This is a genomic window from Pseudomonas sp. GW822-FHT01E03 (assembly GCF_058802985.1).
Genome location: NZ_JBXAOQ010000001.1, coordinates 374,550 through 391,453, shown reverse-complemented (window position 1 = coordinate 391,453; position 16,904 = coordinate 374,550). Strand labels below are relative to the sequence as shown.

At 61.3% G+C, this 16,904-nt stretch carries 11 protein-coding genes; 6 read left to right on the top strand and 5 right to left on the bottom strand.

Translation table 11 applies throughout. The features are described 5' to 3' along the window. Window positions 1-143: 143 nt before the first annotated feature. The 3 genes from AC1RP7_RS01660 to AC1RP7_RS01650 all read left to right on the top strand — a co-directional run bounded on the left by AC1RP7_RS01660 (window position 144) and on the right by AC1RP7_RS01650 (window position 4,198). Window positions 144-665 carry a sigma-70 family RNA polymerase sigma factor gene (locus AC1RP7_RS01660; RefSeq protein WP_057715235.1) on the top strand — a complete coding sequence of 174 codons (522 nt, stop codon included), beginning with the start codon at window positions 144-146 and terminating at the stop codon, window positions 663-665. Beyond that, window positions 662-1,612 (top strand): FecR domain-containing protein, encoded by a 951-nt coding sequence (locus AC1RP7_RS01655; RefSeq protein ID WP_493182302.1) that lies wholly within the window; start codon window positions 662-664, stop codon window positions 1,610-1,612. Before AC1RP7_RS01660 ends, AC1RP7_RS01655 begins: the two co-directional genes overlap by 4 nt. Before the next feature lie 105 nt (window positions 1,613-1,717). After that, on the top strand, window positions 1,718-4,198 hold the full coding sequence (locus tag AC1RP7_RS01650) for a TonB-dependent siderophore receptor (RefSeq protein WP_493182301.1): 2,481 nt from the start codon (window positions 1,718-1,720) through the stop codon (window positions 4,196-4,198). Window positions 4,199-4,325: 127 nt separating this feature from the next. Here the strand turns inward: AC1RP7_RS01650 and AC1RP7_RS01645 are convergent, their stop codons facing one another. Then, entirely contained in the window at window positions 4,326-5,948 is a 1,623-nt protein-coding gene (locus AC1RP7_RS01645) for an MFS transporter (RefSeq protein WP_057715232.1), read from the bottom strand. A 216-nt stretch (window positions 5,949-6,164) separates the two neighbouring features. Further along, window positions 6,165-7,811, bottom strand: coding sequence for a GMC family oxidoreductase (locus AC1RP7_RS01640; protein WP_493182299.1), 1,647 nt, complete (start codon window positions 7,809-7,811; stop codon window positions 6,165-6,167). Window positions 7,812-7,943: 132 nt separating this feature from the next. On the opposite strand from AC1RP7_RS01640, the gene AC1RP7_RS01635 reads away from it, so the two are divergent. Continuing rightward, window positions 7,944-8,846, top strand: coding sequence for a LysR family transcriptional regulator (locus AC1RP7_RS01635; protein WP_057715230.1), 903 nt, complete (start codon window positions 7,944-7,946; stop codon window positions 8,844-8,846). Between the two features lie 132 nt (window positions 8,847-8,978). Here AC1RP7_RS01635 and AC1RP7_RS01630 read toward each other — a convergent pair whose 3' ends face one another. The 3 genes from AC1RP7_RS01630 to AC1RP7_RS01620 form a co-directional block, all read right to left on the bottom strand. After that, entirely contained in the window at window positions 8,979-10,076 is a 1,098-nt protein-coding gene (locus AC1RP7_RS01630) for a DNA alkylation repair protein (protein WP_493182297.1), read from the bottom strand. Between the two features lie 174 nt (window positions 10,077-10,250). After that, the gene (locus tag AC1RP7_RS01625; protein ID WP_493182296.1) at window positions 10,251-12,059 is read right to left on the bottom strand and encodes a monovalent cation:proton antiporter-2 (CPA2) family protein; all 1,809 of its coding nucleotides are present in this window, start codon (window positions 12,057-12,059) and stop codon (window positions 10,251-10,253) included. Window positions 12,060-12,229: 170 nt separating this feature from the next. Further along, complete coding sequence (locus tag AC1RP7_RS01620; RefSeq protein ID WP_218498271.1) at window positions 12,230-12,895, bottom strand: LuxR C-terminal-related transcriptional regulator; 666 nt, start codon at window positions 12,893-12,895, stop codon at window positions 12,230-12,232. A gap of 203 nt (window positions 12,896-13,098) precedes the next feature. Here AC1RP7_RS01620 and AC1RP7_RS01615 point away from each other — a divergent pair, with 203 nt between their 5' ends. Both AC1RP7_RS01615 and AC1RP7_RS01610 read left to right on the top strand, forming a co-directional pair. Continuing rightward, on the top strand, window positions 13,099-13,386 hold the full coding sequence (locus tag AC1RP7_RS01615) for a PilZ domain-containing protein (RefSeq protein WP_218498270.1): 288 nt from the start codon (window positions 13,099-13,101) through the stop codon (window positions 13,384-13,386). Between the two features lie 89 nt (window positions 13,387-13,475). Continuing rightward, a partial coding sequence (locus AC1RP7_RS01610; protein WP_493183929.1) for a beta strand repeat-containing protein occupies window positions 13,476-16,904 on the top strand: 3,429 nt, incomplete at its 3' end.

Genomic DNA, 16,904 nt, shown 5'->3' with positions numbered 1-16,904 from the left:
AACGGTTATCCCCCAGATCGGCAAATTCCGGAATGTCCTTCTGCTCACTTGGACATTCTGGATTGCCCCCCATGGCTATTGCCAATCAGCTCGTACAAATATGACAATGCGAGTCATTATCACTCGCGAATTATTCCACTCTCATGTCCGCCAACGATTTATCCCTGCGCAGCGCCGTCAATGACCTGTATTGCGACCATCACGGTTGGCTCCATGGCTGGCTGCGCAAGCGTCTGGGGAACGCGTTCGATGCCGCGGACCTGGCGCAGGACACCTTTGTCCGGGTGATCAAGGCACGCAGCGCACTGGAGATCCGCGAGCCGCGGCCTTATCTGTCGATGATCGCCAAGGGGTTGTTGATTGATCTGTTTCGCCGCCGCTCGCTGGAGCAATCCTATCTTGAAGCGTTGGCCGCCACTCCCGAACGGCAACAGCCATCGCTGGAGGAACAGGCGATTTTGCTGCAAGCACTGATGGAGATTGATCGGTTGCTGCAAGGACTGGGGCCGAAGATCAAGCAGAGTTTCATCCTCTCGCAGTTCGATGGCCTGACCTACCCACAAATCGCCGAGCGCCTGGGCGTCAGCGTGCGTACGGTAAACAACCACATGGCCAAGGCCATGGAGCATTGCTGTCTGATGCAAATCCAGTTGCAGCTCGCATGAGCCTGTCGCCCGCCGAACTGAAAGCGATCAGCAGCGCCGCGCAGTGGTATGCGCGGCTTCACTCCGGTGTTGCAACGGATGCCGATCAGGTGGCCTGGCGCGCCTGGCTGGCGGCTGATCCTGGGCATCACCAGGCCTGGCAGCGCATGACCGAGGTCGGTGAGCAGATGGCTCGGGTTCCGGGCGCACTGGCTGCGCCGGCCTTGCGCGGAGCCGATCGGTCCCGTCGCCAGGTGCTGCGCAGCGTACTGGTGCTGGCGTCGGCGGGCTCCCTCGGGTGGTTGGGCTGGCGCAGTGAGGTAACCCGGGACCTTTTCGCCGACTACCGCACGGCCGTCGGCGAGCGTCGGGAATTTCGCCTGGCCGATGGCAGCTCGCTGCTGCTCAACACCCAGACGTCGGTCAACTTGCGTTTCGATGGCCGGCAGCGGGTGCTGGAGTTGCTGGCAGGGGAAATTCTCGTTTCGACCGCCGTCGACCCTGCGCAGCGGCCGTTCAAGGTTGTCACTCGAGATGGCGAGGTCCGGGCGTTGGGCACGCGGTTTATCGTCCGCTCCCAAGGACGCGGCAGCGAAGTGGCGGTGCTGGAAAAGGCCGTAGAGGTGAGCGTGTCACCATCGAAGGCACGGCTGGAGGCTGGTCAACGCATGGCCTTCGGTCCTGCCGGGTTGGGTGCAATGCAATCGAGCGATGCCTCGGTCGGGGCGTGGCGCCAGGGCAGCATTATCGCGATCAACCGCCCCTTGGCCGAGTTGCTGGCCGATCTTTCGCGCTATCGCAGGGGTGTTCTGCGCTGCGATTCGAGCATCGCCGACCTGAAGGTTTCCGGTTCTTTTCCGATTGACGACACAGACGTGGCGCTGGCAGCGCTGGAGAGTGGTTTGTCGTTGCGTGTCACCCGCTACAGCCGCTATTGGGTCAATGTTTCCGGTGGTGCTACGGGCTAATCCGCGACGCCGATAAAAATAATTTCTGCACCATTGCACTATTCATGCGCATCGTTCGGCTCATCCCCCAATGAGTTTTTATTGATCGTTTGGGGGAGGGTAAGCATGTTTCGGGTGTACCAGTCTGGTCGTCTGGCGACCGCGGTGAAGTTCGGATTATTGGCGGCTACGACAACCGGTTCATGGTCTGCTGCAACGTACGCCGCGCCGGTGCCGGCGCAACAACAGCGTTCGGTTCAATCCTTCGATATCGCCGGCGGCAGCCTGACTGAAGTCCTCAGTCGTTTTGCCAGCGCGGCAGGCGCGGCCATTTCGTTCGATGCGCGGCAGACCGACGGTTTCAGTTCCCCCGGGCTGAAAGGCTCTTTCGGTGTCAGTGAAGGCTTTGCACGCATACTCGGTGGCAGCGGCCTGCAAGCCGAGCCCCAGGGCAACGGTACTTACATGCTGCGGGCAGCGCCTGTGTCCGGTTCGGCGCTGGAACTGGGCGCCACCAACATCAATGGGCAGGAGCTGGGCGCGACGACCGAGAACAGCGGGTCGTACACCACCGGGGCGATCACTATCGGCAAAGGCGAACACTCCCTGCGGGAAACACCGCAATCGGTGACGGTGATGACCCGCAAGATGCTCGATGACCAGAACCTCAACACCATCGATCAAGTGATGGAGAAGACCCCGGGTATCACCGTCTACGACTCGACCATGGGCGGCAAATACTTTTACTCGCGCGGTTTCCGCATGTCCGGCCAGTACCAGTACGACGGCGTGCCACTGGACATGGGCAACCTCTACGTTCAGGCCGACAGTTTCAGCGGGGACATGGCGTATTACGACCGGGTAGAAATCCTGCGCGGTGCCGCCGGCATGATGAAAGGCGCGGGCGGCACGGCGGGCGGGGTGAACTTCGTGCGCAAACGCGGGCAAGCGACGCCTCACTCCGAGATCACCTTGTCGGGCGGCAGTTACGACAACTATCGCGCACAGGTCGACACCGGCGGCCCACTGAACGATTCGGGCACCCTGCGCGGCCGCGCCGTGATTGCGGAGCAGAGCCGGCATTACTTTATCGACGATGCCAGTCGCAAGGACCAGGTGTATTACGGCGCGCTCGATGTCGACTTGAGCCCGGACACCACGCTCGGACTGGGCCTGGCCTATGAAGATGTCGACGCCAACCCGTGCTGGGGCGGGTTGCCGCGCTACAAGGATGGCAGCGACCTCAAGCTCAGTCGTTCAACCTGCCTCGATCCGTCGTGGAACACCTGGCGCAGTAAACGCACCACGGTCTTCAGCGATCTCAAACACCAGTTCAACGAAGACTGGGCATTGAAAGTCGCCAGCGTTTACACAAAAAACACCCAGGACATCAAATACGCGTTCGCCTCCGGGGCGGTAACGCCTGGCGTGGATACCACCGGTGTGCTGGGCAGCATGTACGACTACGATCAAGTCGACTACGGCCTCGATGCCTACGTGGATGGCAAGTTCGATGGGTTCGGCCTGCAACACGAACTGGTGGTGGGTTTCAATGCCAGTCGTTCGAACAAGGACGACTTCTACTCGGTGGCGTTTCTGCCGCAACGGCAAAATGTGTTCAATCCCGACAAACATATTCCGGAGCCGGACGACAGTTTCTTCATCGACAACTCGTCCCGTGGCGGTCCGGTCGATAGCGTGACCAAACAGAAGGGGGCTTACTCGACCTTGCGCCTGAAACTGGCGGAACCGTTGACCTTCGTCGTTGGCAGCCGCGTCAGCTGGTACAGCTCCGATACCGATTCGGTGTTCATCAGTTCGGGTACGTCCGAACACGCCAGCACCAAGGAAACGGGGCAGGTCACACCTTTTGCCGGGCTGTTGCTTGACCTCAATGAAAACCTCACGGCCTATACCAGCTATGCGGAAATCTTCACGCCCCAGGGTAACTTGCGGGCCGAAGACGGCTCGACCCTCAAGCCTCTGGTGGGCCAGAGTTATGAACTGGGGATCAAGGGGGCGTGGTTCGACGGTCGCTTGAACAGCTCTTTCAATCTGTTTCGCACGATCCAGAAAGACCAGGCGCAAACCGACTACAACTCGTCTTGTCCATCCTCTGACGGCTATTGCTACGTCAATGCCGGCAAGGTCAGGGCCCAGGGCTTCGAGGCGGAAATCAGCGGTGAAGTCATTGAGCGATTGCAATTGCTGGCGGGTTACACCTACACCCAGACCAAGACCCTGGATGACATCGACACGAGTCTGAACGGCGCTGCGTTCAACAGCTATGTGCCTCGGCATGTATTGCGCATGTGGGGTGACTACACCCTGAGCGGGTCTCTGGAAAGGTTCAGCATTGGTGCCGGCGTCAACGCGCAGAGCGATAACTTTCGGGTTTCACCCAACAGTGCAAAAAAGATCAGCCAGTCGGGTTATGCCGTCTGGAACGGTCGCATAGGCTATCGCATCGACGACACCTGGTCTGTGGCGCTCAACGGCAACAACCTGTTCGACAAGCGTTACTACGCCACCATTGGTACCGAGACGTTTGGCAATTACTACGGTGATCCACGCAACTTCATGGTATCGGTCAAGGCCCGTTTCTGACGCTGCAAAACCCCTGCAGGAGCGAACCTGCCCGCGATGGTCGTTAACGAAAACGCGTGTTTAGTGGTTAAACGCGGCGCTTTCGAGTCCATCGCGAGCAGGCTCGCTCCTACAATGACAGGTCAGGTCAGTTTTTATCGAGATCGACGTTGCGCGTCTCACGCAGGCAAATCATCCCCACCACCAGGCTCACCCCGGTGATCACCACCGGATACCACAGCCCGTAGAAGATATCCCCGGTGTACACCACCAACGCGAACGACACGGTCGGCAGGAAGCCGCCGAACCAGCCGTTGCCGATGTGGTAGGGCAGGGACATCGAGGTGTAGCGGATGCGGGTCGGGAACAGTTCGACCATCAACGCCGCCAGCGGGCCGTAGCACATCGCGGAGATGATGATCAGCGCGACGATCAGCGCCACGATCATCGGCTTGTTGATCTGCTGCATGTCCGCCTGTTGCGGGTAACCGGCGAGGGTCACGGCACCGCGCAGGGCGGCTTCGTCGAACCCGTCGATCTTCACGTCACCGACGCTCACCTGCACGTCACTGCCGGCCGGTGCGACTGCACTCTGGTACGGCAGGCCCTGCTTGACCAGGAAGGTCTTGACCTTGTCGCACGGGCTGTCGAATTTCGCCTTGCCCACCGGGTCGAACTGGAATGTGCAGGTGGCCGGGTCGGCCATCACGGTGATCGGTGCCTGGCGGCTGGCCTGGTCGATGGCCGGGTTGGCGTAGTGGGCCAGGGTCTTGAAGATCGGGAAGTACAGGGCGGTGGCCAGCAGCAGGCCGATCATGAGTACCGGTTTACGCCCGACCTTGTCCGACAGCCAGCCAAAGAAAATGAAGAAGGGGGCGCCGATGGTCACGCTGACGATCAACAAACCGTTGGCCACGGCCGGGTCCATTTTCAGGAACTGGGTGAGGAAGAACAGCACATAGAATTGCGCGGCGTAGAAGGTCACCGCTTGCCCGGCATTGATGCTGAACAGGGCGATCAACACCACCTTGAGGTTTTCCCACTTGCCGAAGGAGTCGCGAATCGGCTGTTTGCACAACTTGCCTTCTTCTTTCATTTTCACGAAGGCCGGCGATTCATGCAGGCTCAGGCGAATCCAGGTCGAGATGCCCAGTAGCACGATGGAAAACAGGAACGGAATGCGCCAGCCCCAGACTTCGAACTGATCGCCGGTGAAGTAACGGCAGCCCAGCACCACCAGCAGCGACAGCAGCAGGCCCAGGGTCGCGGTGGATTGAATCCAGCTGGTGTGGAAGCCGCGCTTGCCGATGGGCGCGTGCTCGGCGACGTAGGTCGCGGCGCCGCCGTATTCACCACCCAGGGCCAGGCCCTGGAGCATGCGCAGCACCACCAGGATGATCGGCGCGGCGATGCCGATGCTGGCGTAGGTCGGCAGCAGCCCGACGCAGAACGTCGCCAGGCCCATGAGGACGATGGTGGCGAGGAAGGTGTACTTGCGCCCGATCATGTCCCCCAACCGACCGAACACCAGCGCGCCGAACGGCCGCACGATAAAGCCGGCGGCGAAGGCCATCAGCGCAAAGATAAACGCCGTGGTGTCGTTGACCCCGGCGAAAAACTGCTTGCTGATCACCGCCGCGAGGGCGCCATAGAGGAAAAAGTCATACCACTCGAAGACTGTCCCGAGGGACGAGGCAAAGATGACTTTCTGGGTTTCCTGACTGGTGCCCGCGCTACGCACGGCTTCCAGGGTTTGAACGTTCTCTGACATACCGGTATCCCTCACAGTGATTGTTTTTGTTGTTCCACTGCCGGCACCGGCCTTGTGGGCGGGTGCCGCTACTGCGATGTATCGGGTGTATCCGCTACTTGTAGGAGCGCGCCTGCTCGCGATGGTCGTCAACGATAACGCTGCAAACCTGACACCCACGTGCGCTCTCAGGTTCATCGCGAGCGAGCTCGCTCCTACAGGGGGGCGCGTAGGGATTCAGGGGTGTGCGATCAGTTCCATTGTCGGTGTGATGCTCCTTGTGGCAGGGTTGAGGATCAATTGTGCAGCCTTCTCGGCAATCATCAGCGTCGGCGAGCAGGTGTTGCCGGAGGTGATGCGCGGCATGATCGAGGCATCGGCAATGCGCAGGCCGGGGATGCCATGGACCTTGAGTTGCGCATCGACCACGGCGTCGGCGTCATTGCCCATGCGGCAGGTGCCCACCGGATGGAAAATCGTGGTGCCGATCCGCGCGGCGGCTTCGTGCAACTGTTCTTCGCTTTGCAGGCTGTCGCCGGGCAGGTACTCCACCGGATTGAAGGCACGCAGGGCCGGGGCGGCGACGATGCGCCGGGTCAGGCGAATGGCGTCGGCGGCGACCCGCAGATCTTGCGGGTGGCTCAGGTAATTGGGTTGGATCAGTGGGGCTTCTTGCGGATCGGCCGAGCGGATTTCCACCCGGCCACGGCTTTGCGGACGTAGATCGCAGACCGACGCGGTGAACGCCGGGAAGGCATGCAGCGGTTCGCCAAAGCGTTCCAGCGACAGCGGCTGCACGTGGTATTCGAGGTTGGCTGAAGTCTGCTCCGGCCCCGAGCGGGCAAAGGCGCCCAACTGGCTCGGCGCCATGGACAGCGGGCCGCTGCGGTCATACAGGTAGCGCAGGCCCATGCCCATCTTGCCCCACAGGCTGCCGGCGATCTGGTTCAGGGTGCGGGCATTTTCCAGCTTGTAGATCAACCGTAGTTGCAGGTGATCTTGCAGGTTGCCACCGACGCCGGGTAACTCATGGGCGACGCCAATGCCCAGCCGCTCAAGCAGTGGACGCGGGCCGATGCCGGAGCGTTGCAGGATGCTGGGCGAACCGATCGAGCCGGCACACAGGACGATCTCCTTGCGCGCCTTGAAGGTTTTTGTCTGGCCTTGCCAGCGGGCGCTGACCGCCGAGGCACGGCCATTGTCCAGCAACACGCGGTCGACTTCGACACCGGTCAGCACGGTGAGATTGGGACGTTGGCCAATGGGTTTGAGAAAGGCCTTGGACGCGTTCCAGCGGATGCCGGCCTTCTGATTGACCTGGAAATAACCGCAACCTTCGTTATCGCCCTGGTTGAAGTCATCGATGCTGGCGATGCCGCTTTGCTCGGCGGCACTGCGGAACGCATCGAGAATCGGCCATGACAGGCGCTGGCGTTCGACCCGCCATTCGCCCGCGGCGCCGTGAAACTCGGCGGCGCCGGCAAAGTGATTTTCACTCTGCTTGAACAGTGGCAATACGTCTCGCCAGCTCCAGCCGGGATTGCCGTCGGCGGCCCAGCCGTCGTAGTCGCCGGCCTGGCCGCGCATGTAGATCATGCCGTTGATCGAGGAGCAGCCCCCAAGCACCTTGCCGCGCGGGTAGCTCAGGGCGCGACCTTGCAGGCCCGGTTGCGCTTCGATCTTGAAGCACCAGTCGGTGCGCGGGTTGCCGATGCAGAACAGGTAACCCACGGGGATGTGAATCCACGCATAGTTGTCGCGACCACCGGCCTCGAGCAGCAACACGCGATGTTGCGCATCGGCCGACAGTCGATTGGCCAGCAGACACCCGGCCGGCCCGGCCCCGACCACGATGTAATCGAATTCATCTAGGGAAGCCTGCATCCCTGACCTCGTGTTGTTGTTCTTGTTGTCTGTCATCCTAGTTGTTAGCTTTCGTCAAAAGAATGTTAGTTTTTGCGCAGCTGCTGTGCGTTTTTAAACAGCGTTCCGAACGGCAACGAACAAGGACGATTCATGTTCGACTGGAATGACCTGCGGTTTTTTCTCGAATTGCAGCGCAGCGGGCGTTTGCTCACGGCTGCCCGTCGCTTGAACACCACCCATGCCACCGTGGCGCGGCACATCGAGGCCATCGAAAAAAGCCTCGGTACGGCGTTGTTCGTCCAGCATGCCCAGGGTTACGAGATGACCCCGGCCGGCGAGGCGTTGCTTAAACACGCCGAGGCGATGGAGAACGTGGCGCTGCTGGCACAGGAGGAAATCACCCAATCCACCGCGCCGCTGGGCAAGATCCGCGTCGGCGTGACGGAGGGGCTGGGCATCATGTTCCTGGCCAGTCGCATGAACGGCTTGTTCGAACGCTATCCGGGGCTGGAGGTGGAACTGGTGGCGGTGCCGCGTTTTGTCAGCATCCTCAACCGCGAGGCGGAAATCAGCATCCACCTCGAACGCCCGGCCGCCGACATGCTGGTCACCCGCAAACTCACCGACTATCGCCTGGCGTTGTATGCCAGCCAGGACTATCTCGATCGTTCGCCGCCGTTACGCAGTCGGGAGGACCTGGGGCGTCATGCGTGGATTGGCTATGTCGATGATTTGCTGTTCAGCCAGGAACTGATGTTCCTCAACAGCTTCTGCCGCAACCCTCGGGTGGTGTTTCACAGCACCAGCGTGATCGCCCAGCAACAGGCGGCGCGCTCAGGCCTGGGGATCGCCGTGCTGCCGTGCTATATGGCCAGCGCCGACCCGGACCTGGTGCCGCTGTTGCCGGACGAAAGCATCCAGCGCAGCTACTGGATCAGCACTCGTCGTGAACTGCACAAATCGGTGCGGCTGCGGGTGCTTTGGGATTATGTGGTGGAGTTGTGTGAGCGGGAGCAAGGGTTGTTGCTCGGGCCAACCTCCTACGGCGCCTGAACGGACGCCATCGCGAGCAAGTTCGCTCCCACAGGGTGCTGTGTTGTCACACATTTTGCGAACGAAGCTAAACCAATGTGGGAGCGAGCTTGCTCGCGATGGCGGCAGCACATCCAATATCCATCTTGGGGCTCAAGCAAGAATCTCGAACGCCGTGCTGGCCAGCCGTTCACCATTGACCATGATGTGCACCGCATGGCGCCCCGCATAATGCCGGCGGGTGGTGAGTTCCTTGATCTGCTGACCACGGCTGACGGCTTCGACGGCGTTGCCCGGCAGCGTCAGCGCCTTGAGCTTGAACACCTTCGCCGAGGTGCTGCCGTTGGCCTTGACGTAATCGATGGCGTAGTCGATCACCAGGCGCTGGCTGCTTTGAACGGTGGATTTGACGGCAAACGACAGGGTGATTTTTTCTCCGAGGCCAATCACCGGCGGTTCGACTTTTACATCAACGATCTCGACTTCAGGCTTGCCGCCCGCGCCGATGATCGCCAGTGCCCGCCGGTTGCCCTGTTTGATCAGGCTGCGCAAGGCGTGTTTGGTGATCCATGCGGTGTGCCGGTTGTCCAGCGACCAGCCTTCGATCAGGTCCAGCACCCAGTCGGGATGATCCTTGGTGATGTCGTTGAGGTGGTTGGCCACGGATTTGCGTACGTACAGGCTCGTGTCGGCCTTGAGGTTGTCGAGGATGTTCGCGGCCAGTGTCGGATCGGCCTGGATGGGCTCCAGCCGGAATGACCAGGGCAGGCGTGGCCGGCATCCTTCGCTGGCCAGGCGCCGCACATGCTCGTTGTCATCCAGCGACCAGGCATGCATCAGCTTGAGCGAGCGCTCGAGGTCACTGCGCAGAAAGTGACGGATTGCGAACTCCGAAGAGCCAAAAGCGGTGAAGTACTTCAGTGCGTCCATCGACTGATCGAACGCATGGGCGCCGTAGCTGGCGACAAAGTGCGGCAGGCACATGCTGACGAAGCCGCTGTTCAGGCGCGGGGCGAGGGCGCGCAGCACCTGCAGCGACGCTTCATAGTCCAGCGGCAACACCGCGTGCAGGCATTCGCTGACCCGGGCCATGCGCTGCATGACACTGAGGTCTGCCAGCCCGGATCGGGCCAGCTTCAGGAAACGTCTGGCCTCGAATTCCGGATACACCGCCGTTATTTCGGTGGCGATGTGCTGGAGACGCTCGCTGTTGAAGATTTCCTTGAGGGCGGGGGCAGGTTGGTCAGTCATGGTGGCTCCTTGGCAATTGTTGTTGATCCATCACACCGCGTTATCGTTCTTCGCGAGCAAGCCCGCTCCCACAAGGGGGCTCTGTCAGGCTCAATATTTGTGAACACCCAAGATCCAATGTGGGAGCGGGCTTGCTCCGGGCGGCGTTCCGACGAAGGGGCCCTCAAATCCACCTCAATTCTTGCCCGCTTGCTCTTGCAGGTGATCCGACTCGAATAGCCTGGCCAGTTCCGCCCGCGCTTCCTGCGCCGTCTGCATCACTTTCACCGCGTCGTCATACACCGCATGCTGGGCTTCGAGCACCACTTCGTCGTGCTGCTTGAAGCGCTTGATCCGCGCATCCGCCTGAGCCTGGGTCAATCCCAGCCCGATCAGGGTTTGCCGGCTCATTTCCAGGCTCGAGTAAAAGGTTTCGCGCACGGCGTGTGCGCCGACGTCCATCAGCCGGTGCACATGCTGACGGTTACGGGCGCGGGCGATGATTTTCATATGCGGATAGAGCTTGCGCACCAGCTCGGCGGTCTTGATGTTGGTGTCCGGGTCGTCGGTGGCGATCACGAAGTACTCGGCTTCCCCGACCTTGGCCGCGTTGAGGATTTCCGGGCGCATCGGGTCGCCGTAGAACACCGGCACGCCACCAAAACTGCGGGACAGTTCGATGGTTTCCACCGAGGTGTCGAGGGCCACGAACTTGATGTTCTGCGCGCGCAGAATCCGCGCAACGATCTGGCCCATGCGCCCCATGCCGGCGATCACCACCCGTGGCGCGTCGGCGTCGATTTCGCGGAACTTCTCCGGCACTTCCACCGGTTGCACTTTCGGGCTGACCAACCGTGCGCAGAGCAGCAGCAACAAGGGTGTCACGGCCATGGACAGGGTGATGGTCAGCACCAGCAAGTCATACAGTTCTGCCGCGAACAGCCCGTGATCTCGCCCGATCTTGAACACCACAAAGGCAAATTCACCACCGGCCGCCAGCACGATACCCAGGCGGATCGCGCTGACGTTCTTCAAGCCACCGGCCAATCGACCGACAATAAACAGCAGCGGCAGTTTGATCGCGATCAGCAACAGGGTCAGGCCCAGCACCGCCACCGGCATGCTCAGCAGCAGACTCAGGTTCGCCCCCATGCCGACACTGATGAAAAACAGCCCGAGTAACAGGCCCTTGAACGGTTCGATCTGGGCTTCCAGTTCATGGCGATACTCGGAGTCCGCCAGCAACAGGCCGGCGAGGAAGGCGCCCAGGGCCATGGAAATCCCGACCAGTTCCATCAGCCATGCTGTGCCAATCACCACCAGCAACGCCGTGGCGGTGGAGACCTCTGGCAACGCGGTTTTGGTCACCACGCGAAACACCGGTCGCAGCAGATAGCGCCCACCGATCACCACGACGGCGATGCTGGCCAGCACTTGCAGGCCGTGGTTCAGATTTTCGCTGGCGGTGGTGCTGTGATCGCCACCGGCCAGCAACGGCACCATGGCGATCAAGGGGATCGCGGCGATGTCCTGAAACAACAGGATCGCGAACGCCAGCCGCCCGTGGGGGCTGGTCAGTTCCTTGCGTTCAGCCAGGCTTTGCAGGCCGAACGCCGTGGACGACAGCGCCAGACCCAGGCCCAGGACGATCGCGGTGTTCAATGGCTGGCCAAACAGCCACAGCGCCACCACGCCGATCACCGAACCCGTCAGCAGCACTTGGGCCAAGCCTACGCCGAACACTGATTTGCGCATCACCCACAAGCGTCGCGGTGACAGCTCCAGGCCGATGATGAACAGCAGTAACACCACGCCGAGTTCGGAAATGTTCGCGACGCTTTGCGGGTTGTCGATCAGGCCCAGCACCGACGGGCCGATGATCACCCCGGCAAACAGATAACCCAGAACCGCCCCCAGTTGCAGGCGCTTGGCTAATGGAACGATGAGTACGGCCGCCATCAGAAATACGACAGCGGCTTGTAGCAGGTTGCCTTCATGGGGCATGGGCGAAACTCCAGGACTCGGGACAGCGGGGGGCGTCAAGGATAAAGGCTGGGTTCCGTGAAGATCCACTGCGGCAGTGGTCTGTCACGCAGATTGATGGCGAATCTTGCCGGTCTCGCAGGAGATGGGTGGGGTAGATCGGGTTTTCGATCAATCTGGAAGGAATCGGCTCAGTCGCCTGTGGAAAGCCCATGCTTGTGTGCGTAGGCGTACAGATCTACGCGATTCGTCAGGCCCAGCTTGCTGTAGATCGATGTCAAATGGTTGCGCAGCGTGTGTTCGCTGATGTGCAGTTTCTCGGCCACCAACTTGCCAGGGGCAGAGGGGTCGCGGGCCAGCGATGCAATGGTTTGCTGCTCGCGGCGCGTTAGCTTGGCGATTTTTTGTTGCTCCGGGTCTATATCGCGCTCGACTTTCTTGCGCGCCAGTTCAAGGAAGATACGGCTGGTCGCATTGCGGTCAATCCAGAGCTCGCCGTCATGCACTTTTTCTATGGCTTTGAGCAATGTCGATGCGGATGCCGACTCCCGCTTATCCACCACGCCACGTGCGCCCGCCAGCACCGCACTGTCATGCAGCGTCACGTCGCTCGACCCTGTCACGACCAGAATCCTGGCTTTGGTCTGTCTGTGCAATTCGGCCAGTGACTCGATACAGTCCTCGCTGTCCAGGTCCAGCACCACCACATCCGGCGCGTATTGGTGCAGCGAAAGCAGGTATTGCGCCACCGACGCCACCGAACCCGCCAGCGCCAACCTTGGTTGAGCGCTTTCCACCAGACGCTCAAGGCCCCAGGCCACGAGCGGTAGAGCGACTAACAGGACTTGAATTGGCATTCGGGTCGCTGCCTCTTTAGGCGGGTTGTGTTAGCTGATCATGATAGCAATCGTTGCAGCCTGTAGCTTTTTTCTATAGCGCTTCAGTGCCCCCCTCCCATGACATTTGCCCCATAAAACACTGTTTTTATGGGTGATTGACTCCCAGAAAAAAGGGATAGCGCACTCATGTAATAAACAGCGGCCGTTTTTAGACTGCAGTCATGAAAGACGCACACCGAATTGAGCCCCGTGAACAAGTCACCCTGTCGCTGCAACTGATCGGCGGGGGCCAGGGTGTCATCCGTGACATCAGCGCCTCCGGTTTGTATTTCGAAACCGATAGCGAGCAGCAGGTGGGTAGCTTGATTGACTTCGAGATCGAACTCGACACGCCCGGCGGCCCCATGAAGTTCAAGGCGCAAGGACAAATCGTGCGCATTGAACCGCTGGGCGGCAGGGCCGGGGTGGGCGTGAAGCTACTGGCCAGCCGGCTGGTACCGGTGGAGTGAAGTGTTCGTGGGTTGAGGAAGAATCGGCTTGCGGCTGTTGGTGGCCCACAGCGGTTTTTTGCTCAGGGTGACATTCTTGGGAGAAAGACATGGCTAGCACTACAACTACAAGCGGCGGAACCGTTACCTCGTTTTCCAACACGCCGCAGGCGAAGGATGATGTCCTTAACACCACTGAAAATCTGCTGGGGGTCATGTATTGGGACGTCATGTCCAATGACCTTGGCGGCAACGCGAAGACACTCTGGTCACTCGACAACGCGGACAGTTTTTCTACTGCCACCAAGGCTTATGCTCCGGCCGACCTCCTGACCCAGGATACGGCGAGGGCTGAGGCGACGAGTTCTGACACCAGTAAGAATGGTGCAAAGATCTGGATCACCTCGGACGGGAAGGTCGGCTACGACGCCGCTACTTTCTCCTCTGCTTTCAAGGCACAACTCCAGGCGCTTGCTGTTGGCGAGCTCCTGACGGACAGCTTTACCTATGCGATGCGCCTCGGCAACGGAACGCTCAGTTGGGCCACCGCGACGGTGCAGTTTTCGGGCGTGAATGATGGTGTGACGATCAGCCTCGGCGAGCAGGCCGGCACGGTAACCGAAGACGCCGACACCACTGCGAGCACGACCGACTCGCTGACGGCCAGCGGCACGATTGTCTTTAACGACGTCGACCTCAATGACACGCACATGGCGACGTTCGCGCCGGCGGGGGGCAACGCTACTCATCTTGGTACGTTCATGCTCTCGCCGGTAAGCGAAGCTGCGAACGCGGCCAACGGTTCGGTGCAATGGACGTACAACCTGGACAATGCGGCGGCGCAGTACCTGGCCCAGGGACAGTCAGTAACCGAAACTTACCTGGTCACCATCAGCGATGGTCAGGGTTCGTCGGTAACGCAGAATGTGACCATCACTATCACCGGCACCAACGACGCGCCGACGGTGACGGCGGCAGAAATCGAAAGCGGGGCGGTGACCGAAGACGGCACCACGGTGGCCAGCGGCAGCTTCGCCTTCGGCGACGTAGACCTGGCCGATGACGCACATGTGGCCAGCGTGAGCGCGCCGTCCGGTGCGCTGGGTACGCTGGTGGCCATTGTCAGCGACGAGAGCACAGGCGACGCTGCGGGTAGCGTGGGCTGGACCTATACGCTGAACAACAACGCGGCGCAGTACCTGGCCGAGGGCCAGACCAAGACCGAAGTGTTCACGGTGACGCTGACCGACGACTTCGGGGCGACGGTGACCAAGGATGTGACGATCACCCTGACCGGCACCAACGACCAGCCGACGCTGACCATCGACGACACGACCGGGGCGATGAACGAAGGCAACGGCGCGGCCACGCTGAGCGAAAGCGGAACGCTGAGCTTCGCCGATCTGGACAGCAACGACGTCGTGACGGTCAGCCAGACCGCCAACAACGACCTCGTGTGGAGCGGTGGCACCCTTGGCGCGGCGCAGGCCGCCGCGCTGGTCGCCGGTTTCTCGGTGGATCAGGCCGGCTGGAACTACAGCAGCAGCCAGAACCTGGACTTCCTGAGCGCCGGTGAAACCATCAGCTTCTCCTACACCGTGGTAGCCACTGACGATAGCGGTACGGGCAATGCGGCTTCGGCAGCGCAGACGGTGACGATCACCCTGACCGGCACCAACGACGCGCCAGTGCTCAGTTTCGCGACGGGCCATGATGCGGGCGCAGTGCAGGAAGACACCACGTTCAGCGTGAATGGCCAGTTCAGTTCGGCCGACATCGATCACGATGCCACCGCCACCTGGAGTATTGCCGGGTCAAATACCGGCACCTACGGCTCGATCGCCGTGGACAACAGTGGCCAGTGGACCTACACCCTGGCCAATGGCGCCAATGGTGTCGCCAGTGCGGTGCAGTCGCTGAAGGCGGGCGAGAGTCACAACGAAGTGTTCAGCGTGCAGGTCAGCGATGGCCTCGGTGGCGTCGACACCCAGCTGGTGACTATCACCGTCACCGGCAACAACGACGCACCGGTGCTCAGTTTCGCGACGGGCCATGATGCAGGCACGGTGCAGGAAGACAGCACGCTCAGCGTCAGTGGCCAGTTCAGTTCGGCCGACATCGATCACGATGCCACGGCGACCTGGAGCATCAATGGCTCGCCAACTGGAACCTATGGCTCGATTGCGGTGGACAACTCCGGCCAATGGACCTACACCCTGGCCAATGGCACCGATGGTGTCGCCAGTGCGGTGCAGTCGCTGAAGGCGGGCGAGAGTCACAACGAAGTGTTCAGCGTGCAAGTCAGCGATGGCCTCGGCGGCGTCGACACCCAGCTGGTGACCGTCACCGTCACCGGCAGCAACGACGCGCCAGTGCTCAGCTTCGCGACCGGCCATGATGCCGGCGCGGTGCAGGAAGACAGCACGCTCAGCGTCAGCGGCCAATTCAGCTCGGTCGACATCGACCACGATGCCACCGCCACCTGGAGTATTTCCGGGTCAAATACCGGCACCTACGGCTCGATCGCCGTCGACAACAGCGGCCAGTGGACCTACACCCTGGCCAACGGCACCGATGGCGTTGCCAGTGCGGTGCAGTCGCTGAAGGCCGGCGAGAGTCATGATGACGTGTTTACGGTGCAAGTCAGCGATGGCCTCGGCGGCGTTGACACCCAGCTGGTGACTATCACCGTCACTGGTAGCAACGACGCCGCCGTGCTGTCCTCGGCCAGCGTTACGCTGAGCGAAACCAATGCTCCGCTGACCACCGGCGGCAGCCTGACCATTAGCGATATCGACAGCCCGGAAAGCTTCCAGGCGCAGTCCAACACCGCCGGCAGCTACGGCCAGTTCTCCATCGGCACCGGCGGTGCCTGGACCTACGTCGCCAGCTCCGCCCACAACGAGTTCGCCGCCGGTACCACCTACACCGACACCTTCGCGGTGAGCAGTGCCGATGGCACCCTCACTTCGGTCACGGTGCATATCCTCGGCACCAATGATGCGGCCGTGCTGTCCGCCGAGATCGCCAACCTCACCGAGACCAATGCCGCCGTCGACATTTCCACCGCCGGCACCCTGACCATCAGCGACGTCGACAGCGCCGCGACCTTCGTCCCGCAGACCGACATCGCCGGCAGCTACGGCCAGTTCTCCATCGGCACCGGCGGTGCCTGGACCTACGTCGCCAGCTCCGCCCACAACGAGTTCGCCGCCGGCACCACCTACACCGACACCTTCGCGGTGAGCAGTGCCGACGGCACCCTCACTTCGGTCACCGTGCATATCCTCGGCACCAATGATGCGGCCGTGCTGTCCGCCGAGATCGCCAACCTCACCGAGACCAATGCCGCCGTCGACATTTCCACCGCCGGCACCCTGACCATCAGCGACGTCGACAGCGCCGCGACCTTCGTCCCGCAGACCGACATCGCCGGCAGCTACGGCCAGTTCTCCATCGGTACCGGCGGTGCCTGGACCTACGTCGCCAGCTCCGCCCACAACGAGTTCGCCGCCGGTACCACCTACACCGACACCTTT